This is a genomic window from Pseudomonas baetica (assembly GCF_051216495.1).
In the GTDB taxonomy this organism is placed as follows: domain Bacteria; phylum Pseudomonadota; class Gammaproteobacteria; order Pseudomonadales; family Pseudomonadaceae; genus Aquipseudomonas; species Aquipseudomonas baetica_B.
In genome coordinates this window covers 1-17,849 of the sequence record NZ_JBPKAM010000059.1, presented here as the reverse complement: position 1 = coordinate 17,849, position 17,849 = coordinate 1, and the positions used below count along the sequence as shown (strand labels likewise).

Annotated in this window: 17 protein-coding genes; 8 read left to right on the top strand and 9 right to left on the bottom strand. The window is 62.2% G+C overall.

Annotated elements, in window-relative coordinates; genetic code table 11:
* Positions 1 to 112: 112 nt before the first annotated feature.
* Genes ACSFE6_RS20135 through dmpG form a run of 4 tightly spaced genes read left to right on the top strand, consistent with a single transcriptional unit; the run spans position 113 to position 3,706 of the window.
* A complete protein-coding gene (locus ACSFE6_RS20135; protein WP_435429226.1) occupies positions 113 to 943 on the top strand; it encodes an alpha/beta fold hydrolase in 831 nt (276 codons plus the stop codon).
* Positions 940 to 1,731: a fumarylacetoacetate hydrolase family protein gene (locus ACSFE6_RS20130; RefSeq protein WP_435429225.1), complete on the top strand. Its 792-nt coding sequence runs from the start codon at positions 940 to 942 to the stop codon at positions 1,729 to 1,731. Before ACSFE6_RS20135 ends, ACSFE6_RS20130 begins: the two co-directional genes overlap by 4 nt.
* A gap of 18 nt (positions 1,732 to 1,749) precedes the next feature.
* The gene (locus ACSFE6_RS20125) at positions 1,750 to 2,658 is read left to right on the top strand and encodes an acetaldehyde dehydrogenase (acetylating) (RefSeq protein ID WP_435429224.1); all 909 of its coding nucleotides are present in this window, start codon (positions 1,750 to 1,752) and stop codon (positions 2,656 to 2,658) included.
* A 13-nt stretch (positions 2,659 to 2,671) separates the two neighbouring features.
* Positions 2,672 to 3,706 carry a 4-hydroxy-2-oxovalerate aldolase gene (gene dmpG / locus ACSFE6_RS20120; protein ID WP_435429223.1) on the top strand — a complete coding sequence of 345 codons (1,035 nt, stop codon included), beginning with the start codon at positions 2,672 to 2,674 and terminating at the stop codon, positions 3,704 to 3,706.
* A gap of 54 nt (positions 3,707 to 3,760) precedes the next feature.
* Here dmpG and ACSFE6_RS20115 read toward each other — a convergent pair whose 3' ends face one another.
* The 4 genes from ACSFE6_RS20115 to ACSFE6_RS20100 form a co-directional block, all read right to left on the bottom strand.
* Positions 3,761 to 3,928, bottom strand: coding sequence for a hypothetical protein (locus tag ACSFE6_RS20115; protein WP_435429222.1), 168 nt, complete (start codon positions 3,926 to 3,928; stop codon positions 3,761 to 3,763).
* Between the two features lie 209 nt (positions 3,929 to 4,137).
* Entirely contained in the window at positions 4,138 to 4,686 is a 549-nt protein-coding gene (gene nudE, locus ACSFE6_RS20110) for an ADP compounds hydrolase NudE (protein ID WP_435429221.1), read from the bottom strand.
* Positions 4,687 to 4,774: 88 nt separating this feature from the next.
* Entirely contained in the window at positions 4,775 to 5,905 is a 1,131-nt protein-coding gene (locus ACSFE6_RS20105) for a helix-turn-helix transcriptional regulator (RefSeq protein WP_435429220.1), read from the bottom strand.
* Positions 5,906 to 6,028: 123 nt separating this feature from the next.
* Entirely contained in the window at positions 6,029 to 7,072 is a 1,044-nt protein-coding gene (locus tag ACSFE6_RS20100) for a Rieske 2Fe-2S domain-containing protein (protein ID WP_435429219.1), read from the bottom strand.
* A 145-nt stretch (positions 7,073 to 7,217) separates the two neighbouring features.
* Here ACSFE6_RS20100 and ACSFE6_RS20095 point away from each other — a divergent pair, with 145 nt between their 5' ends.
* From ACSFE6_RS20095 to ACSFE6_RS20085, 3 genes are read left to right on the top strand one after another with little or no spacing between them, the layout of a single operon-like run.
* The gene (locus ACSFE6_RS20095; RefSeq protein WP_435429218.1) at positions 7,218 to 8,057 is read left to right on the top strand and encodes an SDR family NAD(P)-dependent oxidoreductase; all 840 of its coding nucleotides are present in this window, start codon (positions 7,218 to 7,220) and stop codon (positions 8,055 to 8,057) included.
* Positions 8,044 to 8,970, top strand: coding sequence for an alpha/beta hydrolase (locus tag ACSFE6_RS20090; RefSeq protein ID WP_435429217.1), 927 nt, complete (start codon positions 8,044 to 8,046; stop codon positions 8,968 to 8,970). Before ACSFE6_RS20095 ends, ACSFE6_RS20090 begins: the two co-directional genes overlap by 14 nt.
* Entirely contained in the window at positions 8,967 to 10,091 is a 1,125-nt protein-coding gene (locus ACSFE6_RS20085; protein ID WP_435429216.1) for a 3,4-dihydroxy-2-butanone-4-phosphate synthase, read from the top strand. Before ACSFE6_RS20090 ends, ACSFE6_RS20085 begins: the two co-directional genes overlap by 4 nt.
* Before the next feature lie 121 nt (positions 10,092 to 10,212).
* On the opposite strand, the gene surE is transcribed toward ACSFE6_RS20085, so the two are convergent.
* From surE to ACSFE6_RS20060, 5 genes are all read right to left on the bottom strand, one after another.
* On the bottom strand, positions 10,213 to 11,190 hold the full coding sequence (gene surE, locus ACSFE6_RS20080) for a 5'/3'-nucleotidase SurE (protein WP_435429215.1): 978 nt from the start codon (positions 11,188 to 11,190) through the stop codon (positions 10,213 to 10,215).
* Positions 11,191 to 11,261: 71 nt separating this feature from the next.
* Positions 11,262 to 12,641, bottom strand: a complete 1,380-nt coding sequence (locus ACSFE6_RS20075) for a DUF1329 domain-containing protein (protein ID WP_435429214.1) — start codon at positions 12,639 to 12,641, stop codon at positions 11,262 to 11,264.
* A 23-nt stretch (positions 12,642 to 12,664) separates the two neighbouring features.
* Entirely contained in the window at positions 12,665 to 14,242 is a 1,578-nt protein-coding gene (locus ACSFE6_RS20070) for a DUF1302 domain-containing protein (RefSeq protein WP_435429213.1), read from the bottom strand.
* Positions 14,243 to 14,459: 217 nt separating this feature from the next.
* Positions 14,460 to 15,458, bottom strand: a complete 999-nt coding sequence (locus ACSFE6_RS20065; protein WP_435429212.1) for an NAD(P)H-quinone oxidoreductase — start codon at positions 15,456 to 15,458, stop codon at positions 14,460 to 14,462.
* Positions 15,459 to 15,557: 99 nt separating this feature from the next.
* Positions 15,558 to 16,775 (bottom strand): YbfB/YjiJ family MFS transporter, encoded by a 1,218-nt coding sequence (locus ACSFE6_RS20060; RefSeq protein ID WP_435429211.1) that lies wholly within the window; start codon positions 16,773 to 16,775, stop codon positions 15,558 to 15,560.
* A gap of 112 nt (positions 16,776 to 16,887) precedes the next feature.
* On the opposite strand from ACSFE6_RS20060, the gene ACSFE6_RS20055 reads away from it, so the two are divergent.
* Positions 16,888 to 17,763, top strand: coding sequence for a LysR family transcriptional regulator (locus ACSFE6_RS20055; protein ID WP_435429210.1), 876 nt, complete (start codon positions 16,888 to 16,890; stop codon positions 17,761 to 17,763).
* The last annotated feature ends 86 nt before the right edge of the window (positions 17,764 to 17,849 follow it).

The following is a 17,849-nucleotide window of genomic DNA, read 5'->3' as shown; positions in this document are numbered from 1 at the left end:
TCGCGAGCAAGCTCGCTCCTACAAGGGGAGGGGGCGTAGTCCTGTCGGACGATGTTGATTGCCCGGGTCCCCGAAATAATCCGGCGACAACAACAGGCCGGGAGGACACCTTATGGGCGCTTCAGCGCAAGGGCACTTCGTTACGCTGCCGGATGGGATGCAGCTGCACTATTTGGACATCGGTGGAACCGGCAAACCGGTGATTTTCATCCACGGCAGCGGGCCGGGCGCCAGCGGTCACAGCAACTTCAAGCAGAATTATCCGGTGTTTGCCGAAGCAGGCTACCGGGTCATCGTCCTCGATCTGCCGGGTTACGGCGCCTCGGACAAGCCCGATACCCTCTACACCCTCGACTTTTTCGTCAGCGCCCTGAGCGGTCTGCTCGATGTCCTGGATATCCAGCGTTGCGTGCTGGTGGGCAACTCCCTGGGTGGCGCGATCGCGATCAAATTGGCCCTCGAACAGCCGCAGCGGGTCAGCCGCCTGGTGCTGATGGCGCCCGGCGGCCTGATGGAAAAAGAGCAGTACTACCTGCAAATGGAAGGCATCCAGAAAATGGGCGCCGCCTTCGCCAAGGGGGAACTGAACGATGCGGCGGGCATGCGCCGCTTGCTGGCGCTGCAACTGTTCGACGACACCCTGATCAGCGACGAGACGGTCAATGAGCGGGTGGCGGTGGTGCAACAGCAACCGGTGTGTGTGCTGTCGACCATGCAGGTGCCGAACATGACCGCGCGCCTGGGCGAGTTGCAGTGCCCGATCCTCGGTTTTTGGGGCATGAACGATAAATTCTGCCCATCCTCCGGGGCGCAAACCATGCTCGAACACTGCTCGAATATTCGCTTTGTGATGCTCAGCGAATGCGGGCATTGGGTTCAGGTCGAGCATCGTGAATTGTTCAATCGCCAGTGCCTGGCATTCCTTCAGGAGGCCCGCCAATGAGCGTGCAATTGCGCCGTGAATTCGGCGAAGAGCTTTACCAGGCGCTGCTCAGCGGCTCTACACTCGCTCCACTGACCGAGCGTTGGCCGGCGATCAGCATCGAGGACGCCTACCATATCTCCCTCTACAGCATCGAACGGCGGGTGGCTGCCGGGGACGAGATCGTCGGCAAGAAAATCGGCGTGACCTCGGCGGCGGTGCAGCAGATGCTCAACGTGCATCAGCCGGATTTCGGCTTCATCACGCGGCAAATGTCCTTTGCCGATGATGCGCAGATTTCCCTGTCGGCGAACAAGCTGATCCAACCCCGAGCCGAGGGCGAGATCGCCTTCAAGCTCAAACACGATCTTGTCGGGCCAGGTATCACCGAGGCCGACGTTCTGGACGCCACCGAATACGTGATGCCGTGCTTCGAGATCGTCGATTCGCGCATTCACGACTGGCGCATCCGCATCCAGGACACGGTCGCCGATAACGCCTCCTGTGGCGTGTTCGTGCTCGGCGACAGCCAGGTCGATCCACGGGGGCTGGACTTGCCGAACCTGCACATGCGCGTGTTCAAGAACGGTGAGCCACTGAGCGAGGGCCTGGGTTCGGCAGTACAAGGCAATCCGCTGACGGCCGTGGCCTGGCTGGCCAACACCTTGGGCGCCTTCGGTATTCCGTTCAAGGCCGGGGAAATCATTCTGTCCGGATCCTTGGTGCCACTGGAGCCGGCCCGCGCCGGTGACCGTTTTGAATTGACCATCGATGGCCTGGGCACAGCCCGGGTGTCCTTCTGCGCCTGACCTGTGGGGTTTAACCGGATGAGCAAGAAACTCAGAGCGGCCATTATCGGCCCGGGCAATATCGGCACCGATTTGCTGATGAAAATGTATCGATCGGAGTGGATCGAGCCGGTGTGGATGGTCGGCGTCGATCCGCAATCCGAGGGCCTCAAGCGCGCCCGGGAAATGGGCGTGAAGACCACCGCCGACGGCGTTGACGGGCTGTTGCCACATGTCCTCGACGACGATATTCGCATCGCCTTCGACGCCACCTCGGCGTACGTGCATGCCGAAAACAGCCGCAAGCTCAACGAGCTCGGCGTGATCATGGTCGACCTCACGCCGGCGGCCATCGGCCCGTTCTGCGTGCCGCCGGTCAATCTCAAGGAGCACGCGTCGAGCCTGGCGATGAACGTCAACATGGTCACCTGCGGTGGCCAGGCGACCATCCCGATGGTGGCAGCGGTGTCGCGGGTGCAACCGGTGGCCTATGGCGAGATCGTCGCCACGGTGTCGTCCGGCTCGGTGGGGCCCGGCACGCGGCAGAACATCGACGAATTCACCCGCACCACGGCGGGGGCGGTGGAGCAGATCGGCGGCGCGCGGCGCGGCAAGGCCATTATCGTGATCAACCCGGCCGAGCCGCCGCTGATGATGCGCGACACCATCCACTGCCTGACCGACGACGAGCCGAACCAGGATGCGATCCGCACCTCGGTGCTGGAGATGGTCCGCGAGGTGCAGCGCTATGTACCCGGCTACAAGTTGATCAACGGGCCGGTGTTCGACGGGCGCAAGGTGTCGATCTTCATCGAGGTCGAAGGCCTGGGCGACTTCCTGCCCAAGTCCGCCGGCAACCTCGACATCATGACTGCCGCCGGTTTGCGCACCGCCGAGATGTTCGCCGAAGAAGCCCACAAGGGCACCCTGCAACTGCCCGTTCGCTGAGTGGAGAATCCCGATGAATTTACAAGGCAAAAACGTCCGTCTGCACGACATGAGCCTGCGCGACGGCATGCACGCCAAACAGCATCAGATCAGTCTGGAGCAGATGATCGCTGTGGCCACCGGTCTTGATGCGGCCGGTGTGCCATTGATCGAAATTACCCATGGCGATGGCTTGGGCGGTGCGTCACTGAATTACGGTTTTCCCGCCCACAGTGACGAGGAATACTTCGCGGCGGTGATCCCAAAGATGCAGCAGGCCAAGGTGTCGGCGCTGTTGTTGCCGGGGATCGGCACCCTCGATCATTTGAAAATGGCCCATGAACATGGGGTGTCGACCATTCGGGTGGCCACCCACTGCACCGAAGCGGACGTGTCCGGCCAGCACATCGGCATGTCGGCGAAGATGGGCCTGGACACGGTCGGCTTCCTGATGATGGCGCACATGGTCAGCGCGGAAAAACTGCTGGAACAGGCGCGGTTGATGGAGAGCTACGGCGCCAATTGCATCTACTGCACGGACTCTGCCGGCTACATGCTGCCCGATGAGGTGACGCAGAAGATTGGCACCCTGCGCGCTGGCCTGAACCCCGCGACCGAAGTCGGCTTCCACGGTCACCACAACATGGGCATGGCCATTGCCAACTCCCTGGCCGCGATCGAGGCCGGTGCGGCGCGTATCGACGGTTCGGTGGCGGGTCTTGGCGCGGGGGCGGGCAACACGCCGCTGGAAGTGTTCGTGGCGGTACTGGAGCGCATGGGCGTCAACAGTGGTGTGGATCTGTACCGAATCATGGACGTGGCCGAAGACCTGGTGGTGCCGATGATGGACCAGCCGATTCGCCTGGACCGCGACGCGCTGACCCTGGGTTACGCCGGGGTCTATAGTTCCTTCCTGCTGTTCGCCAAGCGCGCCGAGCAGAAGTACGGCATCGCTGCCCGTGAGTTGCTGATAGAGCTGGGGCGGCGTGGTACGGTGGGCGGTCAGGAAGACATGATCGAGGATTTGGCGCTGACCTTGTCGCGATCCCGAGGGGTGTTGCCGACCTGATCCCTGCGGCCAATGAAAAACCACCGATTTGTCGGTGGTTTTTTTATGCCCGGTTCAAGGCAGAAGATTGCGCACCAATGGCGGGTAGCAGTTCATCACATTGCTGGAACAGCTGAAGTACGCCGTGGTCGGTCGATAGGCTTCATCTTTGAACAGATGGCACAGGCTGGCGGAACCGCCGGCGCAGACGATGATGAACAGGGCGCAAGTGGCTTTACGCATGACAGCCTCGGTACGGTTTTATTGTTGTAGAGGCAGGGTATTGCCGAAGGGCGACGCAGGCTTCGTCCGAATGGACTACCCGATCAATCTGACACTGCACAGAACCACTGTGGGAGCGAGCCTGCTCGCGAAAGCGGTGTGTAAGGCAACATCGACGTTGAATGTGCCGGCCTCTTCGCGAGCAGGCTCGCTCCCACAGGTGATGTGTGTCAGGTGCGGTGGGAGAGGGCGCCCATGGCCATGAACAGGGCGGCAATGGCCCTTGCTTCATGGAGTTCACCACGGGCCACAAGGTCGGGGATTTGCGCCAGCGGTATGCGCAGGCATTCCAGGGCTTCGGGTTCGTCGCCTTGCAGTTGGCAGGGGCTCAGTTGTTCCGCCAGTACCACCCGATAGCGATGGCACAAATGCCCCGGCGCCAGCGTCAGTTCGCCGAGTTCAGTGAGCCGTGCGGCGCGCATCCCGACTTCTTCGCAGAGTTCTCGTTGCGCGGCTTGCAGATAATCTTCATGGGGCTCGGCCCCCCCCTTAGGCAGGCCGAGAATGGTTTTCTCAACGCCCACCGCGTACTCGCGAACGAGCAAGACATGCTCCGGATCAGGCATCGCCACCAGCATGACCGAGCGATAACCCGTACCGCGCAGGCGCTCATAGACCCGCTGTTGGCCATTGCTGAATTGCAGGTGCAAGGCTTCGATCTGAAAGTAGCCGCTTTCGGCCAGCAGTTCGGTTTTGAGGATGGTTGGACAGTTACGCATGGGCAGGCCCCCTGTTTGGGATAACGCCACTGTGCGCCGTGCGGATGGGGCCGCCATCGTCCGAGCGGACGAGGGCGGGAGTCGCGCATTAACCGAGGGTCGCCACGCTGCGCAGAATCAAGCGCACCAGCATGGTCTGGCGGGTCACGCCGGTCTTGGAGAAGGTCGAACGCAGGTGCGCCCGCGACGTATTGCGGCTGATGCCCAGTTCTTCCGAGGCTTCGTCCAGGGTCAAACCATTGGCCAGCAACATGGCCAGTTGGGTTTCCGCCGGGGTGAAGTCGAACAAGGCACGAACGATCTCCTGGGGTGCGGTGGATTGCTGCTCCGGATCGCTGATGAAAATCACCACGGTGGGGCACTGTTTTCCTTCGCTCCAGTCGGTCAACGGCACCGAGCGCACGATGATCCCCAGGTCGGCCTTTCCGGACGGTCTCTGAACCCGCATGGCTTCGACCACCGACGGATTGCTGCTCTTTTGCGACAGCAGCGACTGCTTGACCAGGCGCCGGAACTCCTGGGTGTCGCGGGCCGTACCGACTTGCAGGCCGTCGTTGACCAGCTTGAGGCCGTCCTTTTCCTGGATCAGCCGATCGGCGACCTGGTTGGTTTGCAGCACCTTGCCGGCCTCGTCGAGGATGATCGTGCCGACCGCCATCTGGTTCACCGCACCGGCGTAGAGGTTGCGCTCGGCTTCGATGCGGTTGAGCTGCATGTGGATCTTGATCGAACGTTCCAGGTGCGGAATGAAATGCGTCAGCAAGGCCTTTTCTTCGTTACCGAAGGGCTTGTCGTTGCGCCCGCGACTGATGCGAATGCGGCACTGGGCGCCGTCGACGGTGTTGATGTCGGCGCCGAGAATGTGGAACACGTCCACAGGTTCCAGGAAGTTCTTGTAGAACTCCGAATGCAGCCAGTCATCGTTGGAGACGAACTCGGCGAGGGTGACCACCTGGCGGTTGGGCAGGTCGACGAACGGATCGAGACTGAAAAAATGTTTGTTATAGGACGCGGTCGCCTCGGTGGAGGTGCCGGTGGTGTTTACCATCAAGCCGTCCACGTTCGCACTCGGCGGGCGCAGGATGAAGGTCACGTACTTGCTGTTCAGGTACACGTTGAGCTGGTTTAGGAAGGTCGCCCAGGGAATGTTTTCCAGCGGCCCCTGATAGAGGTTGCCGAGCAAATCACTGAACGCATCGAGGCTGAGATCCTGCTGCATAAAGAAAAACCGTTTTTATTATTAGCGTTGGCGGTGGCCGAGAATAAGCGTCGATATCGACTCCTTGCAACGCTCGGACTCAGGGCCTGACGGGCGGCTGCCGGTCAGGCCCCTTGAGGGTTCTCAGGCCCGTTCGCAGGCGCGCACGACATATTTCTTGTGGTCCTGCACGTCCGCCGGCAGCGCGGCGACGTCGGTGTAGAACTGCTCGTACCAGCGGCGTAACTGGTAAACCGGACCGTCGCCGTCGCACAGCAGCGGGTTGTCGACCCGGGTCTTGCTGTGCCAGATGGCAACGTCTTCGTAGAAGGCGGCCTGGGCTTGCTGGACGTAGGCCTTGGCCATCGCCTGATTCTGTTCTTCGCTCAGTCCCGGGATCTTTTTCACCAGCACACCGTAGCGCAGGGTGAAACTGTCCAGGTCGATCGGTACGTGGCAGTTGAGCAGGATCGAAAGGATCGGCTGACCGTCCATGGCACCGGTCATTTCAGTGATCTGATAAGCCGGGCCGAAATAAGTGGCTTCGGTGCTCAACACGCTATCACCGGACAGACGCTCGCTGCGGGCGCGCATGATTTGGGTCGCCAGGTGACCTTCGAAGACGTTGATGAACTCTTCGACCGGCGCGCCATGCACGGTGCCGAAGTGTGCCATGTCGGCGATGTTGTCGATCAGTTCGCGGCAGTTGGTACCGATCTGCAATTCGGCCACTTCCCATGCGGCCCACTCGTCACTGAAGCAGGCGTCGATGCGCGGGATGCGCTGCTCCGGCAGTGGCGGGTTGCCTTCCGGGTCATTCCAGATGAACAGCAGATTGTTTTCTTCCATCAGCGGCCAGCTTTTGATTTTGGCCCGTGGCGGGATGCGCTTGGCGTAGGGAATGTCGTCGCACACACCGTCGGCGCCCCAGCGCCAGGCGTGAAACGGACAGCGGATCGAGTTGCCTTCGACACAACCGGTGCTGAGATCGGCGCCCATGTGCGGGCAATAACCATCGAGGACATGCAGCTCGCCGTCTTCGCCCTGGAAGGCCACCAACTTTGTGCCGAACACCTCCAGGCGATGGGGGTTGCCGTCGCGGTATTGCGCCGCCAGGCCCAGGCAATGCCAGCCTCGGGCGTAGCGGTCTTCCAGCAGTTTGGCTTCGATGCGGTGCAGGGTACTCATCTTATTGTTCTCCCAGGGTTCACGGGTTTGACGCACGTAACGGATTCTGCCGGCCCTGTAAAAGCGGGCATCGTCTGAATGGACGATGGCCGACACACCCCGGCCCGCTCTACTGGCGCCATTGGACCCATAGCAGGAGTTGGTGATGAGTAATGAACAAGGGCCGGTGGCGGTGATTACCGGGGCCGCCAGCGGCATCGGCCGTGGCCTGGCCCAACATGCTGCGGGGCTGGGCATGCGTCTGGTGCTGGCGGATCGGGACGAGGCGGGCCTTCTGGCCCTGTGCGAGCAATTGAACAGCGCCGGCGGCAGGGCGATTGCCTGTGTTACCGATGTCGGCGATGTGCAGCAAATGGAGCGTTTACGCGATTGCGCCGTCGAGCAGTTTGGCGGGGTGGATATGCTGTTCAACAACGCCGGCGTGATGCAGACCGGCTTCAGCTGGGAAATCAGCCAGGCGCAATGGCAACGGATGCTCGACGTTAACCTGGGCGGGGTGATCAATGGCATCCGCACCTTTGTGCCGCTATTGCTGAGTCAGGGCCGGGCCGCGCATGTGGTCAACACCGCATCGCTTGCCGGAATCGTCAGCAGCCCGCTGATGGCACCCTACAACGTGACCAAGCAGGCGGTGGTCGCGCTCAGCGAAACCCTGCATTACGAACTGGTCATGCTGGAGGCGCCGGTGGCCGTTTCGGTGCTGTGCCCTGGGCCTGTCGCCAGTGAAATCATGGCCTCGGATCAGGTCGCGGATACGGCCGGATCATCATTCAACCAGTTGCTCGACAACACTATTCGCCAGGGTATGACACCGGCTGAGCTGGCCACCCAGGTGTTTGCCGCCATCGAACAGAAGCGTTTCTGGATCCTGCCCCACAAAGGTTTCAAACCGGCCCTTGAGCGCCGGGTGCACAGCATCCTGCAAGAGACCAATCCACAGTTTCAAATGACCGATGTAGAGGACGATGCCCATGCCGCTCGATAAGCAGATCGCTGCGGTGCTCCAGCAGTTTCGCGACTTGCCGGAGCCCGATTTCAGCCAGATCGACGCTGCTCAGTACCGACAGTTCAGCGACAACTTGATGCCGCCTGTCCCCGGCGATCCGATGATCGAGGTGCGAGACCTGCGGGTTGCCGGTGCGGCCGGTGAACTGGATGCACGGCTGTATCGGCCGGTGGAGGAGGACAACCTGCCGCTGCTGGTGTTTTTCCACGGTGGCGGTTTTGTGATGGGCAATCTCGATACCCACGACAACCTCTGCCGCTCATTGGCCCGTCAGGCCGCAGCGGTGGTGGTGTCGGTGGCTTATCGGTTGGCCCCGGAAAACCATTTCCCGGCAGCGCCGCTCGATTGTTATGCCGCCACCTGCTGGCTGGTCGAGAATGCCGCCTCCCTGGGTGTCGATGGCGGTCGGCTGGCGCTGGCCGGGGACAGTGCTGGAGGCAATCTGGCGCTGGCGGTCAGTCGTCTGGCGGCGCAACGGCAGGGCCCGAAGATTAGTTACCAATGTCTGTTTTACCCGGTGACCGACGCCCGTTGCGACAGTCAGTCCTATGAGAAATTTGCCGAGGGCTATCTGCTGTCCAGCGCGATGATGTACTGGTTCTGGCAGCAGTATCTGCAGGATACCGGGCAGGGCGATGACCCCCTGGCTTCACCGTTGCGGGCCGACAGTTTGGTGGGCTTGCCGGCGACCACGCTCATCACCGCCGAATTCGATCCGCTGCGCGACGAGGGCGAAGCCTTTGCCCGGCGCCTGTTGCAGGCGGGTGTCTCGGTGCGGTTGCAACGTTGCGAGGGCATGATCCACGGGTTTATCAGCATGGCGCCCTTTGTCGAGCGCGCTGCACAAGCCTTGTCCGATGCGGTGGCCGACCTGCGCAGGGCACTCAATTGAACGGCGCGGCGAACCTGGCGTTCGACTCCGTACCGCAGTTGATCGAAGCGATTGCGGCCGGGCACATGGTGGTGATCACCGACGATGAACACAACGGTGAAGGCTCGTTGCTGATGGCTGCCGAACGGGCCGGGGCCGAAGCGGTCACGTTCATGGCGGTGCAGGCCCGCGGCCTGATTTGCCTGGCATTGACCGAACAACGCTGCCGCGCATTGGGGCTGGACCTGATGGTGCCAAACTCCAGGGCGCAGCACGGCATGGGTTTTACTCGCTCCATCGAGGCGGCCACAGGGGTGTCCACCGGTATTAGCGCGGCGGATCGGGCGCGTTCGATCCAGGTGGCGGTTGACCCGGCCAGCGGTCCTGCGGACCTGGTTCAACCAGGGCACATTTTCCCGGTGCAGGCATTGCCCGGTGGGGTGATGCAGCGTGCCGGGCATGTCGAGGCTGCCTGTGACCTGACGCGCCTCGCCGGCGTGCAACCGGCGGCGACGCTGGTGGGCATTCTCAATGAGGAGGGGGAGCTGGCCCGGGGTAGCGAACTGCACGAATTCGCCCGCCGTCATGGCCTGCGGATCGGCAACATTGCCGACCTGATCCACTACCGCATCCTGCATGAGGGCACGATCGAGCGTGGGGCGGAGTATCCGTTGCATACCCGTCATGGTGAATTCCGGGTCACGACCTATCAGGACACTTACCAGGGATTGCTGCATCTGGCGCTGGTCAAAGGCCGGATCGACAGTGCGCAGCCGGTGTTGGTACGAGTGCAAAGTATCGAGACAGTGCGCGATGTGCTGGGTTGCGAAAGCGAAGGCGGGCTGCAGCAATGGACGCTGGAGCGTTCGCTGGCGAGCATTGCGGCGGCGGGAAATGGCGTGCTGGTCTTGCTGGCGCAAAAGGAAACCGCCGATGGCGTGCTCGAGCAATTGCGCCTGCGCAGCGGCGGCAAGCCACGCGCTCCACAGTTTCCGCAGCGAACCCTGGGTATCGGCGCACAGATCCTGCGCGACCAGAACGTGCGCAAGATGCGCCTGATGAGCTCGCCGGTGCCCTACAAGGCGGTGTCCGGGTTTGATCTGGAAGTCACTGAATTCATCCCCTTCCAACCCCTGATCTGAAGTGTACATATCACCTGTGGGAGCGAGCCTGCTCGCGAAGGCGGCCTGATAGGCGACATGGATGTTGAATGTGCCGGCCTCTTCGCGAGCAGGCTCGCTCCCACATGGGATTGGTGTTGGATTAGGGTTTGATGCCTTTTAACAATTTCCTGGCCTGATCCTGCACCGCCTCCGGTGCAGTCATGTTGCCGTCGATCACGGTGATCACCGCATACCCTTGCCATAGCTGATACGCATCGGCCTTTTGCTGCTCGGCGGTCGGTGTTGCGGGGGCGACCAGGTTGACATGGACCACGCCGTCGGCGCCGCGCTGGGAGGTGAAGTTTACGCGGTCCCAATTGCCGATCGGGGCAAAGCTCACGCCTTTGACTTCGCTGGGCGGCAGGGGCGGGTAGTTGAGGTTCAGGCCGCTGACGCCCGGCAGACCCAGCACGTTCAGGCCGCATGTGTGTTTATCCTTGCCACAGGCCTGCTTTGCTGCAGCGCCGGCGAGGCTCGCTTGCTCTATGACTTTCACGGCAAACCGCGCCGTATCATCCATCGCCCCCAGAGTCTTGCGATAACCGGCCTGCTGGTCGCGCATGATCAGGTCCATGTCAATGGCCGTGGACACCGCCACCGCCGGAATTCCCTTGAACATTGCCCGCACTGCGGCGTTCAGGGTGCCGGACATTTGCGTCAGCGGGCCGACGTTTTCTCCGAAGTTGCTCCCCGACACCACCAGGTCTGGCGGGGTGTCCTTGAGGATCACATCGAGGCCGACATTCACTGCATCCACTGGCGTACCAATGGCCGAGGTCTTGCCGGCTGGCGCGGCGTAACCCTCGGGTGGTCCGACGCAAAACCTGCCCGGCGCCAGTTCCGTCACCGCCAGCGCCTGGCCCGGCACAACCACGCTCGCCGCGCTGATGCCACTGCTGTCGTTCAACGGACCGACCAGCGTCACCTTATGCCCGGCCGCCGACAGGGCGCGGTACATCGCGTCGATGCCGGGGGCGCGACAGCCGTCGTCGTTGGTCAGCAGGATGTTCAGGGCATTGGCCTGCAGTGACAGGCCGGCACCGGCCACGGCGATGGCGGCGGTGAGCAGTTTGTTCATAAGAAAGGTCCTTGAAGGTCTGGCAATAAAAAACGCCCCGACCGAATGCATCGGTCGGGGCGTGGTGGATGTTAGCGGGTGCCGAGTTTGCGCAGGTTGCCAGGGGTGAATTCGTCATCGGTGAAGTTGGTGGCGTTGAGCTTCGCCGGTTTCTGATCGATGAGCATCCGGTCGACCAGATACGAACCGGCGATCAGGTCGTGGTAGATCCCCAGGCGAGCGTGGTAGCGCTGCATCTCGTAGGCGTAGATCGAGGTCTGCATATTGGTGCGCCACAGTTGTCCGCGGCTATCGTAGTTGTCTGCCAGGGTCGCAGCCCAGGTGTCTTCGTCCAGGTACATCACGCGCTTGGCGTACACATGGCGGGCGCCTTCCTTGAGGGTCGCCTGCAATACCCAGACCCGGTGTTTTTCATAGCGCATGTATTGCGGGTCGACGTGGCCGGTGGTGTCGAGGATCTGTTCGGTGCTCACGCTCGGATCGTCGATCTTGTAGTTGTGGTACGGGATGTAGATTTCCTTCTTGCCGACGATGGTCCAGTTGTAGCGGTCAGGCGCGCCGTTGAACAAACGGTCTTCGTCGTACACCCGGAAACCACCGGCACCGGTCGGCGAGTCGTAGCCCACGGTCGGTGCGCGACGTACCCGACGCTGGCCGGGGCTGTATTGCCAGGCCTGGCGCGGTGAGGCGGTGGGGTTGATGAACTCGTGGCCGACCACGATCTCGCCTTTCTTGCGCACCGGCTCCAGGGTGGTGATCAGGAAGTTGGTGAGGATGCCGTTGGACGACTCCAGGGTTTTGTTCGGGTCGGACCAGAGCGAGAAGATCTTGTAGTTGACCTCTTCGATCACCCGCTCCTTGTTGGAGTAAACCACTGCCTGGCGGTAGTTGGCCTCTTCGGCGGCGGCGCGGCCGGCGAGGGTGTGGTTGAACATCAACTCGCTACCGTTTTTCGGGATCGGGAAGGGCGAGCCGGCCCAGGCGTTCTTGGTGTCGTTGTTGTCGTTGTCCAGTTCGGCGTTGACCGCGTTTTTCTTCACCGCCTCCACCAGTTTCGGATCGACGCGGAAGTCGCGATGGCTCGGGTAGACCGGGATCTTGAAGGTCTCGGGATAGCGCTTGAGCAGCGCCTTCTGGCCATCGGTGAGGTTGGCGGCGTACTTGTCCATGTTCTTGGAGTCGATCACGAACAGCGGTTTTTCCGCGGCGTACGGGTCCGGGTACGGGTTGCCTGGACCATCGAATTTCAGGCCCGGTGGCAGGCCCAGCCACTTGCCGGTCCAGGCCGGGATGCTGCCGTCGGCGTTGCCGGCTTTCTCGGCGCCCATCGGGGTCAGGTCCTGGCCCAGGCGGGCGGCTTCCTGTTCGCTGACCTTGGCATGGGCCAGGCCGCTGCCGAGCAGGCCGACGGTCAGCGCCGTGGACAATAGGGTTTGGGTGAATCTGGACATGCTGTGCTCCTCCGATTGGGGAATCAGAACCGGTACTTGAAGTTGAGCGCGACGTTGTCGCGGTCGGCCAACGGGCTGTTGTTGGCGTTGCCCAGGTAGGCGTTGTAGCGCGCCTCGACGGTGAAGTTGCCCAGGTAGCGCCACGAGCTGCCGATGCTCGCGCGGTCGTCGCCCTGGCCTGCGTTGATCGAGCCCACCAGGGCACTGTCGTGTTGCGCGGCGGTGCTGTAGGTCACGGGCACCGACATGTCCCAACCGCTGAACACGTTGTTGTAATCAAGGTTCACTTGCACCGTGTAGCCCCAGGCATCGCGGTCGTAGACCAGGCTGTCGGTGCCCGGCAGGGTAAAGCCGGGTGCCACGGTGACCGGGGCGGATTTGTCGTTGTCGAGCACGGTGTTGTAGACCAGCTCGCCGGTCAGGGTGGTGTTGTCCGCAAAGGCGGTCGGGCCCACCACGTAGATGGCCGAGGTCTGCGCCTGCAGGACTTCGCCGCGCACGGGGCTGGAGAAACCGTTGTCGACCATCACCGGCGCGCCGTCGCGGTAGCTGATCTCACCGGCCCAGCTCACGTCGCCCAGCACGGTCGAGAAACTGGCGCCGTACTGGTCGATGTTGTCGAAGTACACGGCGCGGTAGTGGCCCAGGTCCGACTGGAAGTCCAGGGATGGCGTCTTGTCGTGGTAGCGTGAGTAGTAGATGCCGAACTCTGTGTTGTTCAGCGATTCGGCGGCGTAGGTAAACGCCAGACCGTATTGGCCGCTGTTGCTCGGCTTGTCGTCGCCCAGGCGGGTGAGGAAACCGGTGGCGTCGTTGAAGCCGCCCTCGTCGATGAAGTCGGTGGTGGAGAAGTAGCTACCGACACCGAATATCTCGGTTTTCTCCCATTTGTATTGGTAGTAGGCCTGCACATCCAGGCTGTCGGTCAGGCTGAACTGGGTGAACAGTTGGCCGACCGGCAAGAGGATTTCCTTGACCTCGACGCCTGGCGTGGTCGCCTTGGTGGCATCCACCGGGCTCTGTGCCGCGGAAATGCCCGGATAGAACAGGCTTTCACCCCAGCTCACCACCTGGTTGCCGAGGCGCGCATTGAGGTTGTGCCCGCTCAAATCCCAAGTGCCATAGGCGTAGTAATCGAGCATGCGCAGTTCATCGCGATGCTGATCGATGGTGTCCTGGGAGAAGTGGTCCGGACGGCTGCAATGACCGCCGGCGAAGCAGTTCGAGGTGCCGGTGTCGTTGTCGTTACCCTGGTCGTAGACGTTGTCGTAGAAGCCCGTGCCGCGCAGGAACACGCCGTAATCCTCACGCCACTTGATGTTGGCTTCGGTGAGGAAGCCGGCGCGGTTGTTGATCAGGCTGCCTTTGTCGAAGGCGTTATCGCCGTCGTTGCCGTTGGCATTGGCCACCAGTTTGTGATCGCGCGACTCGGCCCGCCAGGCCAGGCTGTAAGTCAGCGTGGTGTCCCAGTCGATACGCAAATCCTCACTTGGCTGGAAGTTCATCGCGCTGGCTTGACTGCCCAGCCCGCCGGCCAGCAACAGCATGGCCAGCTGTGTGCGAGGGTGCAGCGAATGTGGGGCGATTATTGTTTTTATCATGTCGTCCTCATGCCCAGGTCAGGCCTGCCCGACCTGAATTTCAGGGGGGGGATGGGTGCTGGGGGCGACTATGGAGTCACGACTTCGACGCAACATCGTCCAAGCGGACTAAGCGATTTGCGGGGGGGCTTGGTTGTTTGTGGGAGTGAGCCTGCTCGCGAAGGCGGCCTGATAGCCGACCTGTCTCTCCCACAATGGTTTTGCGTCGCTATCAATATCAATCAACGCGCAACACGATCTTGCCGACGTGATCACCTGCTTCCATCCGCGCATGGGCCAGCGACGCTTCTTCGAGCGTGTAGACCTTGTCGATCATCGGCAGGCAACGACCCGCCGCCAGCACTGGCCATAGGTTTTCGCGCAGTTGCCTTGCGATTTCGGCTTTCTCTGGCTTCGTCCGAGAACGCAGCAGGGAGCCCGTGATCGACGCGCGTTTGGCCATGATCGCCAGCAGGTCGACTTCCTTGGCGATCGCGCCGCCGAGGAAACCCAGCATCACCAGCCGACCTTCGAGGGCCAGGGCCGCGACGTTACCGTTCAGGTACGAACCGCCCATGATGTCGAGCACGACATCGACACCGTGGCCTGCGGTTTTTTCAGCGATGACCTGGGCGAAGTCCTGTTCGCGATAGTTGATCGCTTCGGCGCCCAGTTGGCGAATGACCGCGCATTTTCCTTCACTGCCCGCCGTGGCGAAGGCCTCGATACCGAACTCGCGGCAGAGCATCAATGCTGTGGTTCCGATGCCGCTGGTGCCGCCGTGAATCAAGGCTCGTTGACCTTTGCGGGCGCCGCCCATCTCGAACAGGTTGGCCCACACGGTGAAGAAGGTCTCCGGAATCGCTGCCGCCTGTACCCAATCCAGGCCTTCGGGGACCGGTAGCGTCTGGCTGGCCGGGACCGCGCAATACTGCGCATAGCCGCCGCCATTGGTCAGCGCGCACACCTTGTCGCCGACGATGAATTCGCTGACGCCGGCACCGATGGCGACCACTTCACCGGCCACCTCCAGCCCCGGAATCGGGTTCATGCCAGGTTTCATCGGGTATTGGCCGGCGCGTTGCAGCACGTCGGGACGGTTGACCCCGGCGGCGCGGACACGGATCAGTACTTCACCAGTGCCAGCCGGGGGCACGGCCACCTGGCGTGGTTGCAGGACATCGGGGGAACCGGGTTCGGTGATTTCAATGTGGGTCATGGTGTGGGGGAGCGTCATCTCGGATACCTTTTGTGTAAGAGGGTTTCAATACGGAGTGTTGAGCCCATGTGGGAGCGAGCCTGCTCGCGATGGCGGTGTGTCAGGCAGCCACTATGTTCAATGTGCCGACGTCTTCGCGAGCAGGCTCGTTCCCACACGGGATGGGCTTATCAGGCGAACAGCCAATTCCAGCATTAGCGCCACAACAATCGCCCCGGTCGCAACCTCGAACATCAAGGCATGTTGCCCACCACTGGCATTGAACAGCGCCGAATACGCAAAGCCGGAGAGGGCCTGAAAGGTGGCGAACGACACGGTGGCGCGGCTCCAGGCGATCTGTTGCTGATGATGCTCGGGAATCAGTTCGTGAACCCGGGCCAGCGCCAGGGGCACGATGCCCGGCGGGAACGAGCCGATGATCACCGCCAACAGCGCCAACGCCGCGAAAGCGCTGGTGATCGACAGTAGACCGACCGCAATCGCTTGCACCGCCAGTACCAGTCGAATGCCTTGCTTGGCCCCCAATCGATCCGCCAGAAAGCCGTAGCTCACCGGCCCGATAATCGCGCCTAGGCCGTACATCACCCAGATCAGGGCGCCGACGTGTTGCCCGGCACCGAGCCCACGGGCCACGTAATCCACCAGGAACACCATGGCTGGCACCAACCCCGCCGCCATGAACGCGTATTGGGCGAACAGCAGGTAGACACCCGGGTTCATCGAAGCCGGCGCGGTTTTGACGGGCGCCGAGGCTGTGGCATGGGGGGCGGATGACGGCCAGCCAAACCAACTGGCCGCCGTCAGGATCAGCGCCAGCACGCCGAGGCCCAGCCAGGTTTGTTGCAGGCCAAGGCTCAGCAGCGGCGGCACGATCGTTCCCGATCCGGCAATGCCCAGGCCGAGGCCTAGAAAGATCGCGCCACTGGCCAGGCCTTTGCGTGAAGCCGGCACATGGGGCAGCACCGTTGCCGCCACCAGCACCATGATCGCGCCACCGGCAATGCCGGACAGCAAGCGCCAACCGAAAAACCAGCTCACCGACAATGGAAAGGCACAGGCGAAAAACGCCAGGGTGACCGCCAGCATCATCAGCCTCAGTGCGGTTTTGTTGGATGTGCGCCGGGCCAGCGGATGGCTGATAAGGGCGCCGATCAGGTAACCCACCAGATTGGCGGCGCCGAGGAACACCACGTCGCTGGCGGAAAACCAGCGGGCTTCGATCAGCGAGGGAATCAACGGGGTGTAGGCAAAACGCGCCAGGCCGATGCTGACCAGGCTGGCGCAAAGGCCGGCGAATATCGGCAGCCAGATCGCGTTGCGGGAAGTGTCGGGCATGAACGTTGTCCTGTAGGTGAACTCATGCATCGACTATAACGAGCTTCTCTAATGCAATAATGCAGCGTGTTTGCATTGATGTGATGCGTAAATGCATCGTGAGGGAGGAGCCATGAATTGGGATGACGCACGAGTGTTTCTCGCGGTCTGCCGCGAGTCGACGCTGCGCGGTGCCGCGCGGGTGCTGGGGGTGGATCAGGCCACGGTTGGCCGGCGGATCGCGGCGCTGGAAAAGTCATTGAACGCGACGCTGTTTCTGCGCACCTCCGAGGGCTACGCACTGACGGCCGTGGGCGAGGCGGCGATGCGGGCCGTGGAGAAAATGGAGCATTCGGCACTGGAGCTGGAACGGCGGATTCAAGGTCTTGATGATCGATTGACCGGCATCGTGCGGGTCACCACCACCGACTCCCTGGCCATCGACTTTCTGATTCCGGCCATCGCCCGATTGCATCAACAGCATCCCGATGTACGGGTGCAATTGGACGCATCGACACAATTTCTCAGCCTGGCCAAACGCGAAGCCGACATCGCCGTGCGCAATACCCGGCCGGACAATCCGGATCTGATCGCCCGACGCATCGCCCGTTGGCCGGTGGGCCTGTTTGCTTCACAGGATTACGTGGATGCCCATGGCGTGCCGCAACCTGGATCGGCGTTTGAAGGGCACGACCTGGTGGTGTATCAGCCGTATTTGCAGGCCAGTAAGGACATGACGCTGGTCAGTGAACCGCTGGGGCGCGGACGGATTGTCTCAAGCCTGAGTTCAAGCCTGCTGGTGCGTCGATCCATCGCCGAGGGGATCGGTATCGGGGAAGTCCCGGTATACATGGGAGAGAAGGATGGGCTGGTCCGGCTGTGGCCGGAGCGCACCCGGCCGCTGCCCTATGACGTCTGGCTGGTGACCCACGCCGATCTGCGACACACCGCCCGGGTGCGGGCGGTGATCGATGAAATTGTCGAGGGGTTTGCCGGGACCGGTGAGTAACCTGTGGGAGCGGGGGGGGGGGGGGGGGGGGGGGGGGGGGGGGGGGGGGGGGGGGGGGGGGGGGGTGGGGGAGGGGGGGGGGGGGG

Excerpts from the sequence above, each read along its gene's own strand:
- ACSFE6_RS20090 (WP_435429217.1), top strand. The coding sequence starts at position 8,044 with ATGCCGCTCGATAAGCAGATCGCTGCGGTGCTCCAGCAGTTTCGCGAC.
- dmpG (WP_435429223.1), top strand. The coding sequence starts at position 2,672 with ATGAATTTACAAGGCAAAAACGTCCGTCTGCACGACATGAGCCTGCGC.
- ACSFE6_RS20055 (WP_435429210.1), top strand. The coding sequence starts at position 16,888 with ATGAATTGGGATGACGCACGAGTGTTTCTCGCGGTCTGCCGCGAGTCG.
- ACSFE6_RS20130 (WP_435429225.1), top strand. The coding sequence starts at position 940 with ATGAGCGTGCAATTGCGCCGTGAATTCGGCGAAGAGCTTTACCAGGCG.
- ACSFE6_RS20075 (WP_435429214.1), bottom strand. The coding sequence starts at position 12,641 with ATGTCCAGATTCACCCAAACCCTATTGTCCACGGCGCTGACCGTCGGC.
- ACSFE6_RS20125 (WP_435429224.1), top strand. The coding sequence starts at position 1,750 with ATGAGCAAGAAACTCAGAGCGGCCATTATCGGCCCGGGCAATATCGGC.
- ACSFE6_RS20070 (WP_435429213.1), bottom strand. The coding sequence starts at position 14,242 with ATGATAAAAACAATAATCGCCCCACATTCGCTGCACCCTCGCACACAG.
- ACSFE6_RS20135 (WP_435429226.1), top strand. The coding sequence starts at position 113 with ATGGGCGCTTCAGCGCAAGGGCACTTCGTTACGCTGCCGGATGGGATG.
- ACSFE6_RS20100 (WP_435429219.1), bottom strand. The coding sequence starts at position 7,072 with ATGAGTACCCTGCACCGCATCGAAGCCAAACTGCTGGAAGACCGCTAC.
- ACSFE6_RS20105 (WP_435429220.1), bottom strand. The coding sequence starts at position 5,905 with ATGCAGCAGGATCTCAGCCTCGATGCGTTCAGTGATTTGCTCGGCAAC.
- nudE (WP_435429221.1), bottom strand. The coding sequence starts at position 4,686 with ATGCGTAACTGTCCAACCATCCTCAAAACCGAACTGCTGGCCGAAAGC.
- ACSFE6_RS20065 (WP_435429212.1), bottom strand. The coding sequence starts at position 15,458 with ATGACGCTCCCCCACACCATGACCCACATTGAAATCACCGAACCCGGT.
- ACSFE6_RS20115 (WP_435429222.1), bottom strand. The coding sequence starts at position 3,928 with ATGCGTAAAGCCACTTGCGCCCTGTTCATCATCGTCTGCGCCGGCGGT.
- surE (WP_435429215.1), bottom strand. The coding sequence starts at position 11,190 with ATGAACAAACTGCTCACCGCCGCCATCGCCGTGGCCGGTGCCGGCCTG.
- ACSFE6_RS20095 (WP_435429218.1), top strand. The coding sequence starts at position 7,218 with ATGAGTAATGAACAAGGGCCGGTGGCGGTGATTACCGGGGCCGCCAGC.
- ACSFE6_RS20060 (WP_435429211.1), bottom strand. The coding sequence starts at position 16,775 with ATGCCCGACACTTCCCGCAACGCGATCTGGCTGCCGATATTCGCCGGC.